This window comes from Pseudomonas sp. L7, from assembly GCF_046605565.1.
GTDB classification, from domain to species: Bacteria; Pseudomonadota; Gammaproteobacteria; order Pseudomonadales; family Pseudomonadaceae; genus Aquipseudomonas; species Aquipseudomonas wayambapalatensis.
In genome coordinates, this window is the sequence record NZ_CP176784.1 from 3,906,366 (window position 1) to 3,927,035 (window position 20,670).

Below are 20,670 nucleotides of genomic sequence, written 5' to 3' on the forward strand. Positions count from 1 at the left end.
TTGTGCGGCGGCCTCTGCCTGCCGCGAATCGCGCTTGCCAGCTTCGCGCAGGCTCAGGCGGCAACCAGACGGACGCTGCCACCTTCACCGACGCCCAGGGCGTCGGCAGCTTCATTGCTCAGTGCCACCGGCTTGCCCGGCACCCAGTCCAGCTCCAGCAGCACGGCGCGGTAGTCCTGCAACTGGCCGTTGCACACCAGGTAGGGGCGGCCGCCTTTGACTGGCGTATCGTCAAGCCTGACCGGCGCCACGCGGCTCTGGGCAATCGAGCGGATCGCCGAGGTGCGCGCATGCAGGGTCGGACCACCGTCGAAGATGTCGATGTAGTGCTCGGTCTCGAAGCCCTCGCGCATCAGGATGTCGAAGGTGATCTGCGCGCGCGGGTGCACCTGGCCCATGGCTTCCTGGGCTTCGTCGTGCAGCAGGGGCACATAGATCGGGTAGTGCGGCATCAGCTCGGCGAGGAAGGTCCGGCTCTTCAGCCCGCACAGGCGCTCGGCGTCGGCGTAGTTGAGGTCGAAGAAGTTGCGCCCGATGGCGTCCCAGAACGGCGACTCGCCCTGATCGTCGCTGTAGCCGACGATCTCGGTCACCACCGAGTCGGCAAAACGCTCGGGATGCGAGGCCATGAACAGCAGGCGACCGCGCGAATTGAGCTCGGCCCAGCCGCTGTTCACCAGTTCGGGCAATACGTAGAAGCTGGTCAGCAGGCTGTTGCCGGTCAGGTCGTGGCACAGCGACAGGACATGGATCTTGTTGTGGATCTTCAGCTCGCGCGAGGCGTGCACGAAGGTTTCGTTGCGAAAGCTGTAGAACGGCTCGGAATAGCCGGCCGAGGCGACGATGGCCGAGCAGCCGGCGAGCTTGCCGGAGGTGCTGTCTTCAAGCACGAAGAAATAGCTCTCTTCACCGTTGAAGCTCACCTCGGCGGCGAAGGAGGTTTCCGAGGCGGCGATCTTGTCGCCCAGGCGGCCCGCGTCATCGGGCAGCGAGGTGACACCAATGGGGCTGTCGGCAGCCATGCGCTGCACTTCATTCAGATCCGCCATTTGCGCGGGGCGCATCACCAGCATGGTGTCACTCCTTTGGAATACGGGCCGACCCGGTCGGCACGGAAGAACGGCGGGCACACCCTTGCTTGCACAAGCAGGCACCTGCACTGGAATTCAGGTATCGCCGGCGCAGTACGAGCCGCCCCGGCGATGGGACCGCAGGGCGATCAGCCCTGGGTCAGCTTGGCCACAGCGCGCTCGAAGCGGTCCAGGCCCTCGTCGATGTCAGCGTCCTCGACCACCAGGCTCGGCGCGAAGCGCACGACGTCAGGACCGGCCTGCAGCACCATCACGCCTTCTTTCTCGGCGGCATTGAGGATGTCCTTGGCTTTGCCCTTCCAGGCCTCGCTCAGCACACAGCCGATCAGCAGGCCGACGCCACGCACCTGGGTGAACAGACCGGTGTCCTGGCCGATCTTTTCCAGGCGGGTCTTGAAACGCGCGTGCTTGGTCTTGATGCCTGCCAGCGTCTCAGGGGTGTTGATCACGTCCAGCACCGCACAGGCGACGGCGCAGCCCAGCGGGTTGCCGCCATAGGTGGTGCCGTGGGTGCCAACGGCCAGGTGCTTGGCCAGCTCGGTGGTGGTCAGCATGGCACCGATCGGGAAGCCGCCGCCCAGGCTCTTGGCGCTGGTCAGGATATCCGGGGTCACGCCGTAGTGCTGGTAGGCGTACAGCGAACCGGTACGGCCGACGCCGGTCTGCACTTCATCGAAGATCAGCAGGGCGTTGTGCTCGTCGCACAGTTTGCGCGCGCCTTCCAGGTAGGCCTTGTCGGCCGGAACCACGCCGCTCTCGCCCTGGATCGGCTCGATCACCACGGCGCAGGTCTTGTCGGAGATCTGTGCCTTCAGCGCTTCCAGGTCGTTGTACGGGACATGGCTGATGCCGGTGATCTTCGGCCCGAAACCGTCGGAGTACTTGGGCTGGCCACCGACGCTGACGGTGAACAGGGTGCGACCGTGGAAGCTGTTCACGGTGGCGATGATTTCGTGCTTTTCCGGGCCGAAGCGGTCGTGGGCGACGCGCCGGGCGAGCTTGAAGGCGGCCTCGTTGGCTTCGGCGCCGGAGTTGCAGAAGAAGGCACGGTCGGCAAAGGTGGCGTCGACCAGCTTGTGGGCCAGGCGCAGGGCCGGCTCGTTGGTGAAGACGTTGGACACATGCCACAGGGTGTTGGCCTGTTCGGTCAGTGCCTTGACCAGCGCCGGGTGGCAATGACCCAGGGCGTTCACCGCGATGCCGCCGGCGAAGTCGATGAGCTCGCGGCCCGACTGGTCCCAGACGCGGGAGCCCTCGCCTCGAACAGGAATGAAGGCCGCCGGGGAGTAGTTGGGAACCATGACCTGGTCGAAATCGGCACGTTGCACCGGGGCTTGCTCAACGGACATCTGAGTCTCCTGAAGAGGAACGCTGGCCTGAAAGTGGCGAGCGATGGGGGGATTGTAAGGACTGATCGGCGCCTGTCCTTGCTGCCAGGCGACAACTTGTTACAGCGCCAACCCCTGTTTTACCTGGGTTTTCGGCAATGCGACAAACAGTGTCGCAATCGCGCAGTGTAACGGGCGGGCGGGGTGGCGGGGAGAGGGGCGGGGAAATTGAGAGAACGGGTGTTCACAGGAGAGGGAGGCGCCCGCGGCGGCCCTATCGCGGGATCAGCCCGCTCCCACAGCTACCCCGCCGAACTCAGAATCAGCGGGGCAGCTATGGGAGCGGACTCGCCCCGACCTCACCCGCGCTCGGCCGGCGCCGAACTCAACTCGAACGGGCTGCTGCTGCGCCGCTGGTTGCGGTCTTCCCGCGGCGTGGCGCCGAAGAAGTTGCGGTAAGCGCTGGAGAAATGCGGCCCGGAGGAGAACCCGCACGACAAGCCGATCTGGATGATCGACTTGCTGGTCTGCATCAGCATCTGCCGCGCCTTGTTCAACCGCAGCTCCAGGTAGTACTGGCTGGGCACGCGATTGAGGTACTGCTTGAAGATCCGCTCCAACTGCCGGCGCGAGACACAGACATGCTGGGCGATCTCGTCGGTGGTCAGCGGCTCCTCGATGTTGGCCTCCATCAGCAGCACGGCCTGGGTCAGCTTGGGGTGGCTGGAGCCCAGGCGATTCTGCAACGGAATACGTTGACGCTCCCCGCCTTCACGAATGCGCTCGACCACCAGCTCCTCGGACACCGCCCCGGCCAGCTCCGCGCCATGGTCACGGGCCAGCACCGCCAGCAGCAGGTCGGTCACCGCCATGCCGCCACAGGCGGTCAGACGATCGCGATCCCAGTCGAACAGATGACTGGTGGCGATGACCTTGGGGAAACGCTCCGCAAAGTCGTCCTGCCAGCGCCAGTGCACCGCGGCCCGGTAACCATCGAGCAGGCCCAGCAAGGCCAGCGGGTACACGCCCGCCGACAACCCACCGATCATGCAGCCACTGCGGGCCAGGTGCTTGAGCGCCGCCGACAGCGCCGAACCCACCGCCAGCGGCGGCTCGTCAGCAAGCAGCAGGAGCTTCTGGAAGCCCTCCAGGCGCCCGTTCCAGGGCTCGCCCGGCAAGCGCCAGGCGCCCTCCTCGGCTGGCTCGGCCTGCAGGTACGCCAGCTCGTAAACCACATCAGGATGCACCCGCTGGGCCACCTGCAGCACTTCCTCGGCCAGGGCCAGGGTCAGCGGCTTGGTGCCGGGCCAGATAAGAAATCCGATTCGCTGGGTGGTCATAGGCTAGGTCCGAAACCTGAGGTCGAGTGAGGCACGGGTCATGCCGCGCTCGCTGCGCAGCATGCCCTATTCTGGTGCAGGAATGCAGCCTTTACTTCAGGCTGCCGGAGAGAAACTGCTTGAGACGCTCGGATTGCGGATTGACCAGCACCTCACGCGGATTGCCCCGCTCCTCGACCACCCCCTTGTGCAGGAACACCAGCTGGTTGGACACCTCGCGGGCAAAGCCCATCTCGTGGGTGACCACCACCATGGTGCGGCCTTCCTGGGCCAGCGACTGCATGACCTTGAGCACATCGCCCACCAGTTCAGGATCGAGCGCCGAGGTCGGCTCGTCGAACAGCATCACCTCAGGCTCCATGGCCAGGGCGCGAGCGATCGCCACGCGCTGCTGCTCACCGCCGGACATGTGCCCGGGGAAAGCATCCTTGCGATGCGCCACACCCACCTTGGCCAGGTAGTGCTCGGCCTTTTCCAGCGCCTCCTTCTTGCTCATGCCCAGCACATGCACCGGCGCCTCGATGATGTTCTCGAGTGCGGTCATGTGCGCCCACAGGTTGAAATGCTGGAACACCATCGACAGGCGCGAGCGCATGCGCTGCAGCTGCCTGGGGTCGGCGGCCTTGAGCGCGCCGTCCTTGCCGGCGACCAGCTTGAGCTCCTCGTTGTTGAGAAGGATCTTGCCGGCATGCGGCTGTTCGAGCAGGTTGATGCAACGCAGGAAGGTGGATTTGCCCGAACCGCTCGAGCCGATGATGCTGATCACATCGCCTGCCTTGGCTTCGAGCGAGACGCCCTTGAGCACCTCGTGGCTGCCGTAGCGCTTGTGCAGGTCTTGGACTTGGAGTTTGTACATGCTGTCGATTCTCACAGAGCGGTCAGTGCTTGCGCGGCGCCAGGTAGCTGAGCCAGCGACGTTCGGCCATCTTGAACAGGCGCACGAGGATGAAGGTCAGGCACAGGTAGAACACGCCCGCCGTGATGTAGGCCTCGAAAGGCAGGTAGTACTGGGCGTTGACCGTGCGCGCAGCACCGGTGATGTCGATCAGGGTGACGATCGACGCCAGGCTGGTGGTCTGCAGCATCATGATCACTTCGTTGCTGTACTGCGGCAGCGCCCGGCGCAGGGCCGAAGGCAACAGGATGCGGCGGTACATCTTGAAGCGCGACATGCCCATGGCCTTGGCCGCCTCGATCTCGCCATGAGGCGTGGCCTTGAGGCTGCCGGCAATGATTTCGGCGGTGTAGGCGCTGGTGTTGATGGCGAACGCCAGGCAGGCGCAGAAGGTCGCACTCGACAGCCACGGCCAGAAGATGCTCTCGCGCACCGCCTCGAACTGGGCCAGGCCATAGTAGATCAGGAACAGTTGCACCAGCATCGGCGTGCCGCGGATCACGTAGGTGTAGAGCCATGCGGTCATGTTTACCAGCGGCTGCTTCGACACCCGCATCAACCCCAGCGGGATGGCCGCCAGCAGGCCGAAGAACAGCGACAGCGCCAGCAGCTTGAGGGTGGTCAGCAAACCGCCGATGTACAGCGGCATGGCCTCCCAGATGACGTTGTAGTCGAAGATCATAGTTCAGCCGCCTTTACGCCCACCGAGTAGCGCTTCTCGAGATACTTCAACGCCAGCAGCGAGACGCTGGTCAGCACCAGGTACAGCGCCGCCACCGCCAGGAAGAAGGTGAAGGGTTCGCGGGTGGCATCCGCCGCCTGCTTGGCCTTGAACATCATGTCCTGCAGGCCGACCACGGAAATCAGCGCAGTGGCCTTGGTCAGCACCAGCCAGTTGTTGGTGAAGCCCGGAATGGCCAGGCGGATCATCTGCGGCACCATGATGCGGAAGAATACCTGCCGGCTGCTCATGCCATAGGCCGCACCAGCTTCGGCCTGCCCCTTTGGAATGCCGAGGAAGGCGCCGCGGAAGGTTTCCGACAGATACGCGCCAAAGATGAAGCCCAGTGTGCCGATGCCGGCGATCATCGGGTTCAGGTCGATGTAGTCATCGTAGCCGACCAGTGGTGCGACCCGGTTGATGATGTCCTGGCCACCGTAGAAGATCAGCAGGATGAGCACCAGGTCCGGAATGCCACGGATCACCGTGGAGTACAGGTCGCCCAGCCAGGCCAGCCAGCGCACCGGCGACAGCCGCAAGGCCACGCCGATCAGGCCGAGAACGATGGCCAGGGCCATCGACGACAGGGCGAGCTGCAACGTCAGCCACGCCCCCTCGAGGATGACTGCCCCGTAGCCTTTCAACATGATTGGGATTCCTCAGGACTTGGGAATGAAAAATGGTGCAAACCTCAGAGATTCTGCTGTTTGCACCATTGCACAGGTGAAACTCGACGATTTAGTTCGACTCGGGGCCGTAGATGTCGAAGTTGAAGTACTTGGCCTCGATCTGCTTGTACTTGCCATTGGCGCGGATGGCGTCGATGGCAGCGTTGATGCGATCGGCGTTGGCCTTGTCGCCCTTGCGCACGGCAATGCCGACGCCGTCACCGAAGTACTTCACGTCGGTGAAGGACGGACCTACGAAGGCAAAGCCCTTGCCGGCGTCGGTTTTCAGGAAGCCGTCTTCGAGCAGGGTAGCATCGGCCACGGTGCCATCGAGGCGACCTGCGGCGACATCCAGGTAGATTTCGTTCTGGGTGCCGTAAGGCACGACAGTGGCGCCCTTGGGTGCCAGCACTTCCTTGGCGAAACGGTCGTGGATAGAGCCGCGCTGCACGCCGATCTTCTTGCCCTTGAGCTCGTCGAGGCTGTCGCTGACGGTGATACCTTCCTTCATTACCAGGCGCGCCGGGGTGAGGTAGTAGCGCTTGGTGAAGTCGACGGACTTCTTGCGATCTTCGGTGATCGACATCGACGACAGGATGGCGTCGATCTTGCGCACTTTCAGCGCCGGGATCAGGCCATCGAACTCCTGCTCGACCCAGGTGCACTTGGCTTTCATCTCTTCGCACAGGGCGTTGCCGATGTCGTAGTCGAAACCAGCGATGCTGCCATCAGGCTGCTTGAAGGCGAAGGGTGGGTAGGCGGCTTCGATACCGATCTTCAACGGCTTCTCGTCGGCCTGCGAGACCAGGGAAAACACAGACAGCGCCAGGGCGCCAAGCAGTGCAAGCTTCTTCATCAGGTAACTCCATCGGTACGGGGCAATACCCGGCAGGGACACGATTGCCGGATATGCGAATGAGTACAACGCGAGCCGCGCAGGGTTCGACCAAGGTCGCAGACCACGAGCGAGTGAGTGGCATTTTAACGACAGCCCGGTAGTCGATATTTCTTCAAAGCGACAACTACGTACAGAAGCGCCTGAAGCTGCGGGCGGCGATATTGACAGCTCTTGCGAAACATGCAAGCGCAAAAGGAAAACAACCTTTAGACGAAGCAATAAGCGGGCCTATTATTGGCAAAGCCTTGTAATCCGGCAAGTGCAGGGTGCAAGGCTGCAAGAAATGGCTACAAGAACGCACTCCGAAGGCACAGAAATGTTTCCTCTGGCCCCGTTTCAGTGCAATCACGGTGACAGCAGCGGGTTACCGATGAATGTCGGGTAACAGAATGCAAAAACCCCGCCGATATACGGCGGGGTTTGCTTGAGCAGAGCCTGTGGGTTTACCCCGCGAGAGTCATCACGCCGTCGCCAGGCTCATGGCCTTGTGCGTGTCGATCAGGTGCTGCACCACACCCGGGTCGGCCAGGGTGGAGATATCCCCCAGCGCATCGTACTCACCCGTGGCGATCTTGCGCAGGATACGCCGCATGATCTTGCCCGAGCGGGTCTTGGGCAAGCCCGGCGCCCACTGGATGACATCCGGCGAGGCGATCGGGCCGATTTCCTTGCGCACCCAGTTCTTCAGCTCGAGGCGCAATTGCTCGCTGGACTCCTCGCCTGCATTGAGGGTGACGTAGACATAGATGCCCTGCCCCTTGATGTCGTGCGGCACACCCACCACCGCGGCTTCGGCAACCTTCGAATGGGCGACCATCGCGCTCTCGATCTCGGCAGTCCCCATGCGGTGGCCGGAAACGTTGAGCACATCGTCTACCCGACCAGTGATCCAGTAGTAGCCATCTTCGTCGCGGCGCGCACCGTCACCGGTGAAATACATGCCACGGAAGGTCTTGAAGTAGGTGTCGACGAAGCGATCGTGATCGCCATACAGCGAACGCGACTGCCCCGGCCAGGAATCGAGGATCACCAGGTTGCCCTCGGCCGCGCCATCGATCAGGTTGCCCAGGTTGTCCACCAGTGCCGGCACCACACCGAAGAACGGACGGGTCGCCGAGCCCGGCTTGAGGCCGGTGGCGCCCGGCAGCGGGCTGATCAGGATGCCGCCGGTCTCGGTCTGCCACCAGGTGTCGACGATCGGGCAGCGCTCCTTGCCGACGGTCTTGTAGTACCAGTTCCAGGCTTCAGGGTTGATCGGCTCGCCCACCGAACCCAGCAGGCGCAGGCTCGAGCCATCGGCACCGGCGACCGCCGCCTGACCTTCGGCCATCATCGCGCGGATGGCAGTCGGCGCGGTGTAGAGGATGTTGACCTTGTGCTTGTCGACGATCTTCGACACGCGGGTGATGTCCGGATAGTTCGGCACACCCTCGAACAGCAGTGTGGTCGCGCCATTGGCCAGCGGACCATAGACGATATAGCTGTGACCGGTGACCCAACCCACGTCGGCGGTGCACCAGTAGACCTCGCCCTGGCGGTAGTCGAATACGCGCTCGTGGGTGAGCGCGGCATAGACCAGATAGCCACCCGTGGTGTGCAGCACGCCCTTGGGCTTGCCGGTGGAACCGGAGGTATAGAGGATGAACAGTGCTTCCTCGGCCCCCATCTCCTTGGGCGCGCAATGGCTGGAGGCGACCTTCATCAGGTCTTCGTACCAGATGTCGCGGTGCTGGTGCCAGGCGATGTCACCACCGGTGCGCTTGCACACGATGATCTTCTGCACGCTGTTGGTTTCCGGATTGGTAAGCGCCAGGTCAACGTTGGCCTTGAGTGGCGTGCGGCGGCCACCACGCAGCCCCTCGTCGGCGGTGATGACGACCTTGGACTTGCAGTCGATGATGCGCCCGGCCAGGGCTTCGGGAGAGAAACCACCAAACACCACGGAGTGGATAGCGCCAATACGGGCACAGGCCAGCATCGCCACCACGGCTTCCGGGATCATCGGCATGTAGATGGTGACCACATCACCACGGTGTACGTCCTGGCCACGCAGGGCGTTGGCGAACTTGCAGACCTGCTCGTGCAGCTCGCGGTAGGTGATGTTGCGGTGTTCGGAAGGGTCATCGCCTTCCCAGATGATCGCCAGCTGGTCGCCGCGCTCTGCGAGGTGGCGGTCCAGGCAGTTGTAGGAAACGTTCAGAGTGCCGTCGGCGAACCACTTGATATCGACATGGTGGTCGTCGAACGAGGTCTGCTTGACCTTGGTGAAGGGCTTGATCCAGTCCAGGCGCTGGGCCTGCTCACGCCAGAAGCCATCCGGGTTGATCACCGACTGCTGGTACATGGCCTTGTAGGTGGCCTCGTCGGTCAGGGTGTTTGCCGCAACCTCGGGACGAACGGGATACAGTGGAGCCGCACTCATCTGTGTTACCTCGGTGTAATAGTTGTTTTTGTATGAGACGGTTTTAACTGTACCAGAGCGGCCATGACCATTCGACGTTGGTAGTAACGAACAGCATGCGCCACGGCGAAATTTCATCGAGGCGCTCTAGCATGCGGTGCATAAGGCCATCACTGAAGAATCCGGTACGTTCGTACCGATGATTGTTACCGATTCTGTCAAAAGCCCGAAAAACTTTATCAAAACCGGGTCTTTTTCAATTCAAGGTGCACTCCTAGAATTCACCTCGCCAGCAACGGCAAGGCGATTAACTTCTTGTAACAGCCCCCACGAAGGCACGTTAATCCCGCTCTAATTCGACAGTAAGACTCTGGATGTACTCGCGGCACCACAAGTGCCGCGTGCCCCCTCACGACCTTAGACAGGTAAATTGAAAATGAAAGCGTTACTGGTATTGGTACTTGGCAGTGTTTGCAGCGCGGCAATGGCCGATGATGTTGCAACGAACGCCGAGCAGATTCCGGTTGAACAGTACAGTTACTCGCAACACCTGGACATTGCCAAGGTGCTGTCCATGAGCGAAGTCCCGAATGTCTGTGAAGTGGTGCCGGCGCGCATGACCTACGAAGACTCCAAGGGCCAGAAGCACATTCTCGAATACCGCGTGATGGGCAACGGTTGCTCCAACGGCTAACGCCAAGGCCCGCTCCCTTCGGCCGATCTCGATACTTCTGTGGGAGCGGGCTTGCCCGCGAAAACAACACCGTCGATTAAATATTCTTTACCCGGACCTTCTTCAATCCACCGACTTGCCCAACGAATACTCCCGCAACTTGTTGGCAATCGTGGTATGGGAAACACCCAGTCTTTTCCCCAGCGCCCGACTAGTTGGAAACTCCGCCATCAAACTTTCCAACACCGCTTTTTCAAAGCGCCCGACGATTTGCGCAAGTTCCCCTTCCAGCGAAAACTCACCCAGGGGTTGTCGCGCCCCATAATCCGGCAAACGTATATGTTCGCCCTTGACCACGCCGCCCTCGCATAACGACACAGCCTGGAACAATACGTTTTCCAGTTGCCGGACATTGCCCGGCCAGTGATATTGACTCAACTTGTCCATCGCCGCCGGCGCCAGACGTGGCAACGCACAGCCGATCTGCCGACTGGCCTGGTCGAGGAAGTGCTGCGCCAGCCCCTCCAGCCCATCCATGCACTCACGCAGTGGCGGAATGTGCAACGACAGCACGTTGAGCCGGTGATAGAGGTCTTGGCGGAATTCGCCCCGCGCGCACAGCTCCGACAAATCGACCTGGGTGGCGCAGATCACTCGCACATCCAGATAGACCTCCTCATCGCTGCCGACCCGACGAAAACAGCCGTCCTGCAGAAAGCGCAGCAACTTCACCTGCAAGCGCGGGCTCATCTCCCCCACCCCGTCCAGAAACAGCGTGCCGCCCGCGGTCAACTCCAGCAGCCCCAGCTTGCCCTCGGCCCGCGCCCCCTCGAACGCACCAGGGCCATAGCCGAACAGCTCGGTCTCGGCCATCGACTCCGGCAACCCTGCGCAGTTGAGTGCCATCAGTGGCGCCTGGCCACGCGGGCTGGCCAGGTGACAGGCACGGGCCAGCAACTCCTTGCCGGTGCCGGTTTCCCCCTCGATCAGCAGCGGCGCATCCAGCGGCGCCATGCGCCGCGCCTCGCGCACTACCGAGGCCATCACCCGTGAACTCTGGAAGATGCTGTCGAAACCACGCAGCTCCTGCTTGCGCACGTTGTAGATGCGCTCGCCGATGCGATCGGCGCGGTGCAAGGTCAGCACCGCGCCGGCCAGGGCTTCGCTGTCGTCATGTTCGGACTGCAAGGGCGCGATATCGGCCAGGAACACGTCACCCTTGACCTTGATGCGCAATCCGTTGATCCGCGATTTGTTGGCCCGGACCAGCTCCGGCAGGTCGAAATCCTCGACATAGCGCGCCAGCGGCAGCCCCGGCACCTCATCGACGCGCACCCCGAGCAAATGGGCTGCAGCACGGTTGGCTGCGACGATGCTGCCTCCCATGTCGACCGACAACACCGGAAACTCCAGCGCCCCGAGCAACGCATTGAGCTCCATGTGCCGCCGCTCGCTGGGCATCAGGCCGACGCGCTTGACCCCGAACACCCCGGCGATGGCCTCGAATTTAGGACGCAAAGCCTGGAACTGCAGGTTGATCAGGTTTGGGCAGTGCAGGTAGATGGCGTTGCCATGGTCGCCGCCGACCTCGCCACGCAACACGTTGATGCCGTACTCCACCAACAGGTTGAGGATGTCGCGCAGGATGCCGATGCGGTTCTGGCAATGGACTTTGATACGCATGGAAGGCCCCGAGGCAGCCGACTTTTTCATCGGTGCGCAGAAAATTCGTAAAGATAAGCTGACAGAAATACCTTGGCTATCAGCGTGATTCCCTTGATTTTCCGGGATAACCCTAAAATTGTAAAATTATCGTTACATAAACACTCTACCTCCTGCTTCTTCCCTGTCAGGTAGGCCAGTGCAAAACCGCCGCCGGAGGGCTATTCCTAGGGCACGCCCCACCCATAACAAGAAAGCCCTCACCAGGAGAGCTCCATGAAACAGACGCAATACGTGGCCCGCGAGCCCGATGCGCAGGGTTTTATCGACTACCCGCAGCAAGAGCACGCCGTGTGGAACACTCTGATCACCCGCCAACTGAAAGTGATCGAGGGCCGCGCGTGCCAGGAATACCTGGACGGTATCGACCAGCTCAAGCTGCCCCATGACCGCATCCCGCAACTGGGCGAAGTCAACAAGGTACTGGGCGCCACCACAGGCTGGCAGGTCGCCCGCGTGCCGGCGCTGATCCCCTTCCAGACCTTCTTCGAACTGCTGGCCAGCAAGCGTTTCCCGGTCGCCACCTTCATCCGCACCCCGGAGGAGCTGGACTACCTGCAGGAACCGGACATCTTCCACGAGATCTTCGGCCACTGCCCCCTGCTGACCAACCCCTGGTTCGCCGAATTCACCCACACTTATGGCAAGCTCGGCCTGGCAGCCACCAAGGAACAACGGGTGTACCTGGCGCGCCTGTACTGGATGACCATCGAGTTCGGCCTCATGGAAACCGCCCAGGGCCGCAAGATCTATGGCGGCGGCATCCTCTCGTCACCGAAAGAGACCGTCTACAGCCTGTCCAGCGAGCCCGAGCACCAGGTGTTCGACCCGATCGAAGCCATGCGTACGCCCTACCGGATCGATATCCTGCAGCCGGTGTACTTTGTCCTGCCGAACATGAAACGCCTGTTCGACCTGGCCCACGAAGACATCATGGGCATGGTCCAGCACGCCATGCAGCTGGGTCTGCACGCGCCGAAATTCCCACCCAAGGCGGCCTGAGCCGCCTTACCGACAACAACTCGAAAGCGGAAAACCTCCATGAATGCCTTGAACCAAGCCCACTGCGAAGCCTGCCGCGCCGACGCCCCGAAGGTCAGCGACGAAGAGCTGGCCGAATTGATCCGCGAGATCCCGGACTGGAGCGTTGAAGTGCGCGACGGTCACATGGAACTGGAGCGCGTGTTCCTGTTCAAGAACTTCAAGCACGCCCTGGCGTTCACCAACGCGGTCGGCGAAATCGCCGAAGCCGAGGGCCATCACCCTGGCCTGCTCACCGAGTGGGGCAAGGTCACCGTGACCTGGTGGAGCCACTCGATCAAGGGGCTGCACCGCAACGATTTCATCATGTGCGCACGCACCGACAAGGTGGCCGAGACGGCTGAAGGGCGCAAGTAACGCCCGGCAGATCGCGCCGAACCGTCCGCAGCGGTTCGGCGCGAATGCATTCCCGGCAGAACCCAAGCGAACATCGTCCGCTATTCGCCCGCAAATCGACCGGCGAACAGGAAAATTTATAAACTGTCATCCAGACTGCTGTATCCTGCCCCGGCTTTGCAAAAGCTTCCACTGCGCTACGCGCCGCCTTTTCACTCACACTTGCGAGGAACGACGAGATGCATGAAATCCCGAATCTTCCCTTCCCAAGCCTGAACCCCGAAGAGCAAACCGTTACCGCCCACGCCGCCGAGCCGGCACCTGCTTCGCAGGAAGGTGACGATCAATCCAGCGCCGATCAGGAATAACCGCGCATCCCCACCGACCGTGTGAAAACGGCTGACCTGCGGCTCCCCCCCGTCATCGCGTTTTCACACAGTCCAGAACCTCGAAGGCCCCCATGCCCGACTCACCGCGCCCTCTTGCGGTCACCCTGCAAGTCGTCTCCATCGTTCTCTTCACCTTCATCGGCTACCTGAACATCGGCATCCCCCTTGCCGTACTGCCCAGCTATGTGCACAACGACCTGGGTTTCAGCGCCGTGCTCGCAGGCCTGGTCATCAGCGTGCAGTACCTGGCAACCCTGCTCAGCCGCCCGACCGCCAGCCGTATCATCGACAACCTCGGCAGCAAGAAGGCGGTAATGTGGGGCCTGTTCGGCTGCGGCCTGAGCGGGGTGTTCATGCTGGCCTGCAGCTTCCTCACCCACCTGCCCTGGCTGAGCCTCACCTGCCTGCTCATCGGGCGCCTGGTACTGGGCAGCGCGGAAAGCCTCGTGGGCTCGGGTTCGATCGGCTGGGGCATCGGCCGCGTCGGCGCCGAACACACCGCCAAGGTCATCTCCTGGAATGGCATCGCCAGCTATGGTGCGCTGGCCGTCGGCGCACCGCTGGGGGTGCTGATGGTCAAGGGCCTGGGGCTGTGGAGCATGGGTGTGAGCATCATCCTGCTGGGCCTTCTGGGCCTGGCACTGGCCTGGCCCAAGCAGGCCGCACCGGTGGTGGCGGGCAAGCGCCTGCCCTTCCGGCAGGTGCTGGGCAAGGTGTTCCCGCATGGTTCGGGGCTGGCGCTGGGCTCGATCGGCTTCGGCACCATCGCGACCTTCATCACCCTCTACTACGCCAGCCGCAACTGGCCAGATGCGGCGCTGACCCTGAGCCTGTTCGGCGCCAGCTTCATCTGCGCACGCCTGCTGTTCGGCAACCTGATCAACCGCATCGGCGGTTTTCGCGTGGCCATCGCCTGCCTGTCGGTGGAAACCCTGGGGCTGTTGATGCTGTGGCTGGCACCCAACGCCCAGCTGGCCTTGGTGGGCGCGGCCTTGAGCGGCTTCGGCTTCTCGCTGGTGTTCCCGGCACTGGGGGTGGAAGCGGTGAACCAGGTGTCGGCAGCCAACCGTGGCGCGGCGGTCGGCGCCTATTCGCTGTTCATCGACCTGTCGCTGGGGATCACCGGGCCACTGGTGGGCGCGGTGGCCTCAGGGTTCGGCTTCAGGTCGATCTTCCTGTTTGCCGCCGGGGCGGCGATGTGCGGGCTGGTATTGAGCCTGTACCTGTACCGCCAGGCACGGCTCGGACGGGAGCAGCACGGCTGAAGGTTGCGCTGGCCTCTTCACGGACTTGCCCGCGAAGAGGCCGCGAGATCAGCGCACCACGTACTGCAACACCACCTCCAGCGGATGGCGCAGCTGCTTCTCGGTCATGCGCTTGACCTGGCTGCGGCACGAATAACCGGTTGCCAACGCCTCACCCTCCTTGTCCAGCTTGGTCGCCCACGACTGCTCGAAGATGGTCTTCGAAGCCTGCTGGTTGCGTGCCTCGTGACCGTAGGTGCCAGACATCCCGCAGCATCCGGTGGCCTCGGTCGAGAGCTTGAGCCCCATCCGCGCGAACACCTGCTCCCACTGCCGAGTGCTGGCCGGGACGTTGGTCTTCTCGGTGCAGTGCGCCATCAGGCGGAAGCTGCCGCCCTGCCCTGCGGCCTGCTCGGGCAACGCCTCCATCAGCCATTCCTGCGGTAACAACACCGTCGGACAGCCTTGCAGGCCGTCGACCTTCTGGTATTCCTGGCGATAGACCAGGGTCATCGCCGGGTCCAGCCCCACCAACTGCACACCGCAATCCGCCAGGGCCTTGAGCTGCCGGCCATTGCGAATCGCCGCCTTGGCGAAGGCGCCAAGGAAACCCTGCACGTGCAGCGGCTTGCCGTTGGCGCTGTAGGGCGCCAGGAACACCTTGTAGCCCAGCCGGTGGGCCAGCTCGATGAACGAAGCCAGCAGCGGCGTCTCGAAGTACCGCGTGAAAGCGTCCTGCACCAGCACGATGCTGCGCTCGCGCTGGGCCGGGGTCAGCTCGCGCAGGGCGGGCACACTGGCCACACCCACACGGCAGCGGGTCAGGGTGGACTGGAAATTGAAGCGGCTGATCAGTGGGCTGTCGACCATCCCGACCTTGTCAGCCAGCAGACGGCTGACCCACTTCGACCCCATCACCGCGTTATACACGCCCGGCACATGGGCCAGGTACGGAATGGTGAACTCCAGCGAGCCGATCAGATAATCACGCAGCGGGCGCTGGTAGCGACCGTGGTAGAGCTCGAGGAAGCGTGAACGGAAGTCCGGTACGTTGACCTTGATCGGGCACTGCCCCGCGCACGACTTGCACGCCAGGCAGCCGGCCATGGCGTCGTACACCTCGTGGGAGAAGTCCTCCTGGCCCTGACGCTGGGCCCGCAGGTTGCCCAGGCGCTTGGGCAGGCCCTTGATCCACGACGGCTTGCGCTGCGCCGAGGCCAGCACATCGATGTTGGCCTCGCCCTGCAGGCGCAGCCACTCACGGATCAGCGAAGCGCGCCCCTTGGGTGAATGGCGGCGCTCGCGGGTGGCCTTCCACGACGGGCACATGGCGTCGTTGGGGTCATAGTTGTAGCAGGCGCCGTTGCCGTTGCAGTGCACGGCGCTGCCGAAGCTCTGCCACACGCGCTCGTCGATGTTTCGGTCCAGGTCGCCACGCAGGGTGACACCATCGACCGGCGTCAGGCCCTCGGCGCTGTCTGGCGGCGTGCAGATCTTGCCCGGATTGAGCTGGTTGTACGGGTCGAATGCACCCTTGAGCCGCTGCAGGGCCGGATACAGCTCACCGAAGTACTCCGGCACGTATTCCGAACGCAACCCTTTGCCATGCTCGCCCCAGAGCAAACCACCATAGCGCTTGGTCAGCGCCGCCACCGCATCGGAGATCGGCTTGACCAACGCGGCCTGGGCGGGGTCTTTCATGTCCAGCGCCGGACGCACGTGCAGCACGCCGGCATCGACATGACCGAACATGCCATAGGCCAGGCCATGGCCATCGAGCAGCGCACGGAATTCGGCGATGTAGTCGGCCAACTGCTCCGGCGGTACCGCGGTATCTTCCACGAACGGCTGCGGCCGCACCTCGCCTTCGACGTTGCCGAGCAAACCGACCGAACGCTTGCGCATGGTGTAGACGCGCGTCACGGCCTCGGCGCCCTCGGCGAGGGTGTGGCCCAACCGCTCGACGCTGGTATCGCTGCGCAGGTGTTCGACGAACGCCTCGACACGGGCATTGACCTCAGCCGGCTCGTCGCCACAGAACTCGACCAGGTTGATACCCAGGGTCGGGCGCTCGGCGTCGGCGGGGAAGTACTCGGCGACGCTGTGCCAGACGATATCCTTCATCGCCAGCATCAGTACCTTGGAGTCGACGGTCTCGATCGACAGTGGCTTGTGCGCCATCAACGCATTGGCGTCGCGCAGGGCGTCCATGAAGCTGGTGTAACGCACGTTGACCAACACCGCGTATTTCGGGATCGGCAGCACATTGAGCTTGGCCTCGACCACGTAGCCCAATGAGCCTTCGGCGCCGCACAGCACGCTGTTGAGGTTGAAGCGGCCCTCTTCGTCGCGCAGGTGCGCAAGGTCGTAACCGGTCAGGCAACGGTTTAGCTTGGGGAAGGTGTTCTCGATCAGCTCGCCTTGGGTCTGCTGGATCTCGCGGGCCATGCGATAGACCTCGCCGACCCGGCCAGGGGCGGCGCAGGCCTGCTCCAGCGCAGCGTCGTCGATCGGCAGGCTGTGCAGGCGCTCACCGCCGAGCAGCACGCTGTGCAGCTCGAGCACATGGTCACGGGTCTTGCCGTAGGTGCAACTGCCCTGGCCGCTGGCATCGGTATTGATCATGCCGCCGACCGTGGCGCGGTTGGAGGTCGACAGCTCAGGGGCGAAGAACAGCCCGTGCGGCTTGAGCGCAGCGTTGAGCTGATCCTTCACCACACCGGCCTGCACCCGCACCCAACGCTCCTGGGTGTTGATTTCGAGGATGGTGTTCATGTGCCGCGACAGGTCGACGACGATGCCGTCGGTCAATGACTGGCCGTTGGTCCCTGTACCACCGCCGCGCGGGGTCAGTTTGACCTGGCGAAAACGCGGCTCGGCCATCAACGTGGCGACGCGTGCCACGTCGTCAGCGTCGAGCGGGAAGACGGCCGCCTGGGGCAGGCGCTGATAGATCGAGTTGTCGGTGGCCAGCACCGTACGGGTGCCGTAGTCGGCGCTGATCTGGCCACGGAAGCCGCTGGCGCTCAGGGCTTCGAGGAATTCGGGGTAGCCGGCGGCAGGCGCACGGACAGGCAACTGGGCGATCATCGAAGGATGGCCTCTTGTATGGGCAGGTTCACGGTCTGGCATCACCCGGCGGGCGACGCTCTGTTGCTCATCCGGCATGAATAACTCAGAGCCGGATGACGAGTAGGCCAATGTTCCTGTACTTTCCAGCCGAGGGCAAACGGATAATCCTGCCGCTATCGATGAGTTTCATGAATGAATTACCGCCACCTGACCCCATCGATGTCCTTGCTGCTGGCGTTCGAGGCCGCTGCCCGGCATGAAAGCTACACCCGCGCGGCCGTCGAGCTGTCACTGACCCAGAGCGCCGTCAGCCGCCAGGTCCAGGCGCTGGAGCAGCAACTGGGCCTGACCTTGTTCCGCCGCGAGGGGCGCCAGGTGCAATTGACCGATGTCGGGCGCCTGTACCAGCGCGAGTTGAGCGAAGCCCTCGGGCGCATTCGCAGCGCCACGCTGCAGGCCCTCGCCTATCAGTCCGGGGTCGGCACCCTGCGCCTGGCGACACTGCCCACCTTCGGTTCGAAATGGCTGCTGCCGCGCCTGAACGCGTTCTACAGCGCGCATCCCGGGATGCTGGTGCACATCCATTCACGCATCGAGGCGATCAACTTCGACACCAGCGAGATCGATGCCGCCATCGGCGTGGCCAGCCACGACCTGCCCGGCCTGATCTGCCATCGATTGCATGCCGAGGAACTGGTGGTGATCCTGCCGCCGCAGGCTGCGGGCGCAGCGGACACATGGACGCCGGCACGGATCAGCGAAGAGTTGCTGCTCAATGTCGCCAACAACCCGCATGCCTGGGGCGAATGGTTTTCTCATCACGGCCTGGCGCACCGCGCCATGCGGCTGGGGCCGAGCTTCGAGCTGACATCGCACCTGATCCAGGCAGTACGCGCCGGGATCGGCATCGGCCTGGTGCCGAGGATTCTGGTGGCCGAGGAGTTGGCCAAGGGCGAGCTGTTCAGCCCGGGCGAGGCGTTCGCCAGCCAGCGCAGCTATTACCTGATCTACCCGCCGCGCAACGAGGCGCTGCCCTCGCTGAGGGCGTTTCGCGGGTGGTTGTTGGAGCAGATTTAGCGGTTGCCTGGTTGGGCGCTTTCGCGGGCAAGCCCGCTCCCACAGGGCCCGAGCAGACAACAAAAAACCCGGCACCAGCCCCTGGCACCGGGTTTCCCGAATCAAGCTACCGGCTTACTTGGCCACGCTACCCGCCGCAGTACCGGCCTGCGCCATGCGCTTGCTCTTGATCACATAGAACACATACATCACCACCAGCCACACCGGAATCGCGTAGACCGAAATCTGGATCCCCGGGATCTGCAGCATGATGCCCAGGATCAGCACTACGAAGGCCAGGCACAGGTAGTTGCCATACGGGTACCACAGCGCCTTGAACAGCGGCTTCTGGCCGGTACGGTCAAGGTGCTGGCGGAACTTGAGGTGCGAGTAGCTGATCATCGCCCAGTTGATCACCAGCGCCGCGACCACCAGCGACATCAGCAACTCCAGGGCATGCTGCGGCATGAAGTAGTTGAGCAGCACGGCAATCAGGGTGAACGCTGCCGACGCCAGGATCGCCCGCACCGGCACGCCACGACGGTCGATCTTCGCCAGGCCCGCCGGGGCATCGCCCTGGTCGGCCATGCCGTAGAGCATGCGCGCATTGCAGTAGGTGCCGCTGTTGTACACCGACAGCGCCGCGGTCAGTACCACGAAGTTCAGCAGGTGCGCCGCGACATCACTGCCCAGCAGCGAGAACACCTGGACGAACGGGCTGCTGCCATAGCTACCACCCGACGCATCGATGCTGGCAACCAGGCTGTCCCACGGGGTCAGCGACAGCAGCACAACCAAGGCGCCGATGTAGAAGATCAGGATGCGGTAGATGACCTGGTTGATCGCCTTCGGGATCACGGTCTTGGGCTTGTCGGCCTCGGCGGCGGTGAAGCCGAGCATTTCCAGGCCACCGAAGGAGAACATGATGATCGCCAGCGCCATCACCAATCCGCTCACGCCATTGGGGAAGAAACCACCATGGCTCCACAGGTTGGCCACCGAGGCGTCCGGGCCGCCACTGCCGCTGGTGAGCAGGTACGCGCCCAGGGCGATCATGCCGACGATGGCGGCCACCTTGATGATCGCGAACCAGAACTCGGCCTCGCCGAACACCTTGACGTTCATCAGGTTGATCGCGTTGATCAGCAGGAAGAAGCCCGCCGCCGTCACCCAGGTCGGGATTTCCGGCCACCAGTAGTGGACGTACTTGCCGACGGCGGACAACTCCGACATGCCCACCAGGATGTAAAGCACCCAGCAGTTCCAGCCCGACAGGAACCCGGCAAAGCCGCCCCAATACTTGTGGGCAAAGTGGCTGAAGGAGCCGGCCACGGGCTCTTCGACGATCATCTCGCCGAGCTGGCGCATGATCATGAAGGCGATGAAGCCGCAGATGGCGTAGCCAAGGATCATCGAGGGCCCGGCGGATTTCATCACCCCGGCCGAGCCGAGGAACAGGCCGGTACCGATGGCGCCCCCCAGGGCGATCAGCTGGATATGGCGGTTCTTCAAGCCACGCTTGAGTTCGCCTGACGGCTGCGAATTGTGTCCACTCATGAACGAAGTCACCTGCTTGTTTTTATCTGTGACGGAATCGGACCCGCCGCGCTCGTGGCACAGCGGAATGAGGCAAGGTGGTTACCTTGGGTTCCCGGACCCTGGCGCCGCGCCTGGCACGGAGCCTGGGGCGGATCAGCCGGGAGTCGGCGAGAATGCGTGGTACGCGAGGGGGTCACAGGTAAAACGCGGCGCATTGTATACCCCTGCGAGCGCGCAGGCGTCAACGCGTTGCGTC

At 63.1% G+C, this 20,670-nt stretch carries 17 protein-coding genes; 6 read left to right on the forward strand and 11 right to left on the reverse strand.

What is annotated here, in order from left to right; genetic code table 11:
* Nucleotides 1-53 precede the first annotated feature (53 nt).
* From aruF to acs, 8 genes are all read right to left on the reverse strand, one after another.
* Nucleotides 54-1,073, reverse strand: coding sequence for an arginine/ornithine succinyltransferase subunit alpha (aruF, locus tag ACK3BK_RS17980; RefSeq protein ID WP_186666478.1), 1,020 nt, complete (start codon nt 1,071-1,073; stop codon nt 54-56).
* Nucleotides 1,074-1,219: 146 nt separating this feature from the next.
* The gene (locus ACK3BK_RS17985; protein WP_186710980.1) at nt 1,220-2,440 is read right to left on the reverse strand and encodes an aspartate aminotransferase family protein; all 1,221 of its coding nucleotides are present in this window, start codon (nt 2,438-2,440) and stop codon (nt 1,220-1,222) included.
* 338 nt (nt 2,441-2,778) lie between these two features.
* A complete protein-coding gene (argR, locus tag ACK3BK_RS17990; protein WP_186666482.1) occupies nt 2,779-3,759 on the reverse strand; it encodes a transcriptional regulator ArgR in 981 nt (326 codons plus the stop codon).
* Nucleotides 3,760-3,850: 91 nt separating this feature from the next.
* Entirely contained in the window at nt 3,851-4,615 is a 765-nt protein-coding gene (locus tag ACK3BK_RS17995; protein ID WP_186666484.1) for an ABC transporter ATP-binding protein, read from the reverse strand.
* 22 nt (nt 4,616-4,637) lie between these two features.
* Nucleotides 4,638-5,336: an ABC transporter permease gene (locus tag ACK3BK_RS18000; protein ID WP_186666486.1), complete on the reverse strand. Its 699-nt coding sequence runs from the start codon at nt 5,334-5,336 to the stop codon at nt 4,638-4,640.
* Nucleotides 5,333-6,022: an ABC transporter permease gene (locus tag ACK3BK_RS18005; RefSeq protein WP_054891934.1), complete on the reverse strand. Its 690-nt coding sequence runs from the start codon at nt 6,020-6,022 to the stop codon at nt 5,333-5,335. The genes ACK3BK_RS18000 and ACK3BK_RS18005 overlap by 4 nt, the downstream gene beginning before the upstream one ends.
* Before the next feature lie 91 nt (nt 6,023-6,113).
* Complete coding sequence (locus tag ACK3BK_RS18010) at nt 6,114-6,899, reverse strand: ABC transporter substrate-binding protein (RefSeq protein WP_411383005.1); 786 nt, start codon at nt 6,897-6,899, stop codon at nt 6,114-6,116.
* Between the two features lie 502 nt (nt 6,900-7,401).
* Nucleotides 7,402-9,363, reverse strand: coding sequence for an acetate--CoA ligase (acs, locus tag ACK3BK_RS18015; protein WP_186666490.1), 1,962 nt, complete (start codon nt 9,361-9,363; stop codon nt 7,402-7,404).
* A gap of 415 nt (nt 9,364-9,778) precedes the next feature.
* Between acs and ACK3BK_RS18020 the strand changes: the two genes are divergently transcribed.
* On the forward strand, nt 9,779-10,036 hold the full coding sequence (locus tag ACK3BK_RS18020; RefSeq protein WP_054891937.1) for a DUF2790 domain-containing protein: 258 nt from the start codon (nt 9,779-9,781) through the stop codon (nt 10,034-10,036).
* A gap of 102 nt (nt 10,037-10,138) precedes the next feature.
* On the opposite strand, the gene ACK3BK_RS18025 is transcribed toward ACK3BK_RS18020, so the two are convergent.
* On the reverse strand, nt 10,139-11,698 hold the full coding sequence (locus ACK3BK_RS18025; protein WP_186666494.1) for a sigma-54-dependent transcriptional regulator: 1,560 nt from the start codon (nt 11,696-11,698) through the stop codon (nt 10,139-10,141).
* 255 nt (nt 11,699-11,953) lie between these two features.
* Here ACK3BK_RS18025 and phhA point away from each other — a divergent pair, with 255 nt between their 5' ends.
* The 4 genes from phhA to ACK3BK_RS18045 all read left to right on the forward strand — a co-directional run bounded on the left by phhA (nt 11,954) and on the right by ACK3BK_RS18045 (nt 14,768).
* On the forward strand, nt 11,954-12,739 hold the full coding sequence (gene phhA, locus ACK3BK_RS18030) for a phenylalanine 4-monooxygenase (RefSeq protein ID WP_186710978.1): 786 nt from the start codon (nt 11,954-11,956) through the stop codon (nt 12,737-12,739).
* Between the two features lie 39 nt (nt 12,740-12,778).
* Nucleotides 12,779-13,135, forward strand: a complete 357-nt coding sequence (locus tag ACK3BK_RS18035) for a 4a-hydroxytetrahydrobiopterin dehydratase (protein ID WP_186666497.1) — start codon at nt 12,779-12,781, stop codon at nt 13,133-13,135.
* A 218-nt stretch (nt 13,136-13,353) separates the two neighbouring features.
* Nucleotides 13,354-13,482, forward strand: a complete 129-nt coding sequence (locus ACK3BK_RS18040) for a hypothetical protein (protein WP_256093873.1) — start codon at nt 13,354-13,356, stop codon at nt 13,480-13,482.
* A gap of 92 nt (nt 13,483-13,574) precedes the next feature.
* On the forward strand, nt 13,575-14,768 hold the full coding sequence (locus ACK3BK_RS18045; RefSeq protein WP_411383006.1) for an MFS transporter: 1,194 nt from the start codon (nt 13,575-13,577) through the stop codon (nt 14,766-14,768).
* 48 nt (nt 14,769-14,816) lie between these two features.
* On the opposite strand, the gene ACK3BK_RS18050 is transcribed toward ACK3BK_RS18045, so the two are convergent.
* Nucleotides 14,817-17,837, reverse strand: a complete 3,021-nt coding sequence (locus tag ACK3BK_RS18050; RefSeq protein ID WP_411384491.1) for an FAD-binding and (Fe-S)-binding domain-containing protein — start codon at nt 17,835-17,837, stop codon at nt 14,817-14,819.
* Nucleotides 17,838-18,011: 174 nt separating this feature from the next.
* Between ACK3BK_RS18050 and ACK3BK_RS18055 the strand changes: the two genes are divergently transcribed.
* Nucleotides 18,012-18,896 (forward strand): LysR substrate-binding domain-containing protein, encoded by an 885-nt coding sequence (locus ACK3BK_RS18055; RefSeq protein WP_186666499.1) that lies wholly within the window; start codon nt 18,012-18,014, stop codon nt 18,894-18,896.
* Nucleotides 18,897-19,010: 114 nt separating this feature from the next.
* On the opposite strand, the gene ACK3BK_RS18060 is transcribed toward ACK3BK_RS18055, so the two are convergent.
* A complete protein-coding gene (locus ACK3BK_RS18060; RefSeq protein ID WP_186666500.1) occupies nt 19,011-20,432 on the reverse strand; it encodes an amino acid permease in 1,422 nt (473 codons plus the stop codon).
* Between the last annotated feature and the right edge of the window lie 238 nt (nt 20,433-20,670).

Bases quoted from the DNA above. Each gene is read 5' to 3' on its own strand.
- aruF (WP_186666478.1), bottom strand. From the start codon at position 1,073: ATGCTGGTGATGCGCCCCGCGCAAATGGCGGATCTGAATGAAGTGCAG.
- ACK3BK_RS17985 (WP_186710980.1), bottom strand. From the start codon at position 2,440: ATGTCCGTTGAGCAAGCCCCGGTGCAACGTGCCGATTTCGACCAGGTC.
- argR (WP_186666482.1), bottom strand. From the start codon at position 3,759: ATGACCACCCAGCGAATCGGATTTCTTATCTGGCCCGGCACCAAGCCG.
- ACK3BK_RS17995 (WP_186666484.1), bottom strand. From the start codon at position 4,615: ATGTACAAACTCCAAGTCCAAGACCTGCACAAGCGCTACGGCAGCCAC.
- ACK3BK_RS18000 (WP_186666486.1), bottom strand. From the start codon at position 5,336: ATGATCTTCGACTACAACGTCATCTGGGAGGCCATGCCGCTGTACATC.
- ACK3BK_RS18005 (WP_054891934.1), bottom strand. From the start codon at position 6,022: ATGTTGAAAGGCTACGGGGCAGTCATCCTCGAGGGGGCGTGGCTGACG.
- ACK3BK_RS18010 (WP_411383005.1), bottom strand. From the start codon at position 6,899: ATGAAGAAGCTTGCACTGCTTGGCGCCCTGGCGCTGTCTGTGTTTTCC.
- acs (WP_186666490.1), bottom strand. From the start codon at position 9,363: ATGAGTGCGGCTCCACTGTATCCCGTTCGTCCCGAGGTTGCGGCAAAC.
- ACK3BK_RS18020 (WP_054891937.1), top strand. From the start codon at position 9,779: ATGAAAGCGTTACTGGTATTGGTACTTGGCAGTGTTTGCAGCGCGGCA.
- ACK3BK_RS18025 (WP_186666494.1), bottom strand. From the start codon at position 11,698: ATGCGTATCAAAGTCCATTGCCAGAACCGCATCGGCATCCTGCGCGAC.
- phhA (WP_186710978.1), top strand. From the start codon at position 11,954: ATGAAACAGACGCAATACGTGGCCCGCGAGCCCGATGCGCAGGGTTTT.
- ACK3BK_RS18035 (WP_186666497.1), top strand. From the start codon at position 12,779: ATGAATGCCTTGAACCAAGCCCACTGCGAAGCCTGCCGCGCCGACGCC.
- ACK3BK_RS18040 (WP_256093873.1), top strand. From the start codon at position 13,354: ATGCATGAAATCCCGAATCTTCCCTTCCCAAGCCTGAACCCCGAAGAG.
- ACK3BK_RS18045 (WP_411383006.1), top strand. From the start codon at position 13,575: ATGCCCGACTCACCGCGCCCTCTTGCGGTCACCCTGCAAGTCGTCTCC.
- ACK3BK_RS18050 (WP_411384491.1), bottom strand. From the start codon at position 17,837: ATGATCGCCCAGTTGCCTGTCCGTGCGCCTGCCGCCGGCTACCCCGAA.
- ACK3BK_RS18055 (WP_186666499.1), top strand. From the start codon at position 18,012: ATGAATTACCGCCACCTGACCCCATCGATGTCCTTGCTGCTGGCGTTC.
- ACK3BK_RS18060 (WP_186666500.1), bottom strand. From the start codon at position 20,432: ATGAGTGGACACAATTCGCAGCCGTCAGGCGAACTCAAGCGTGGCTTG.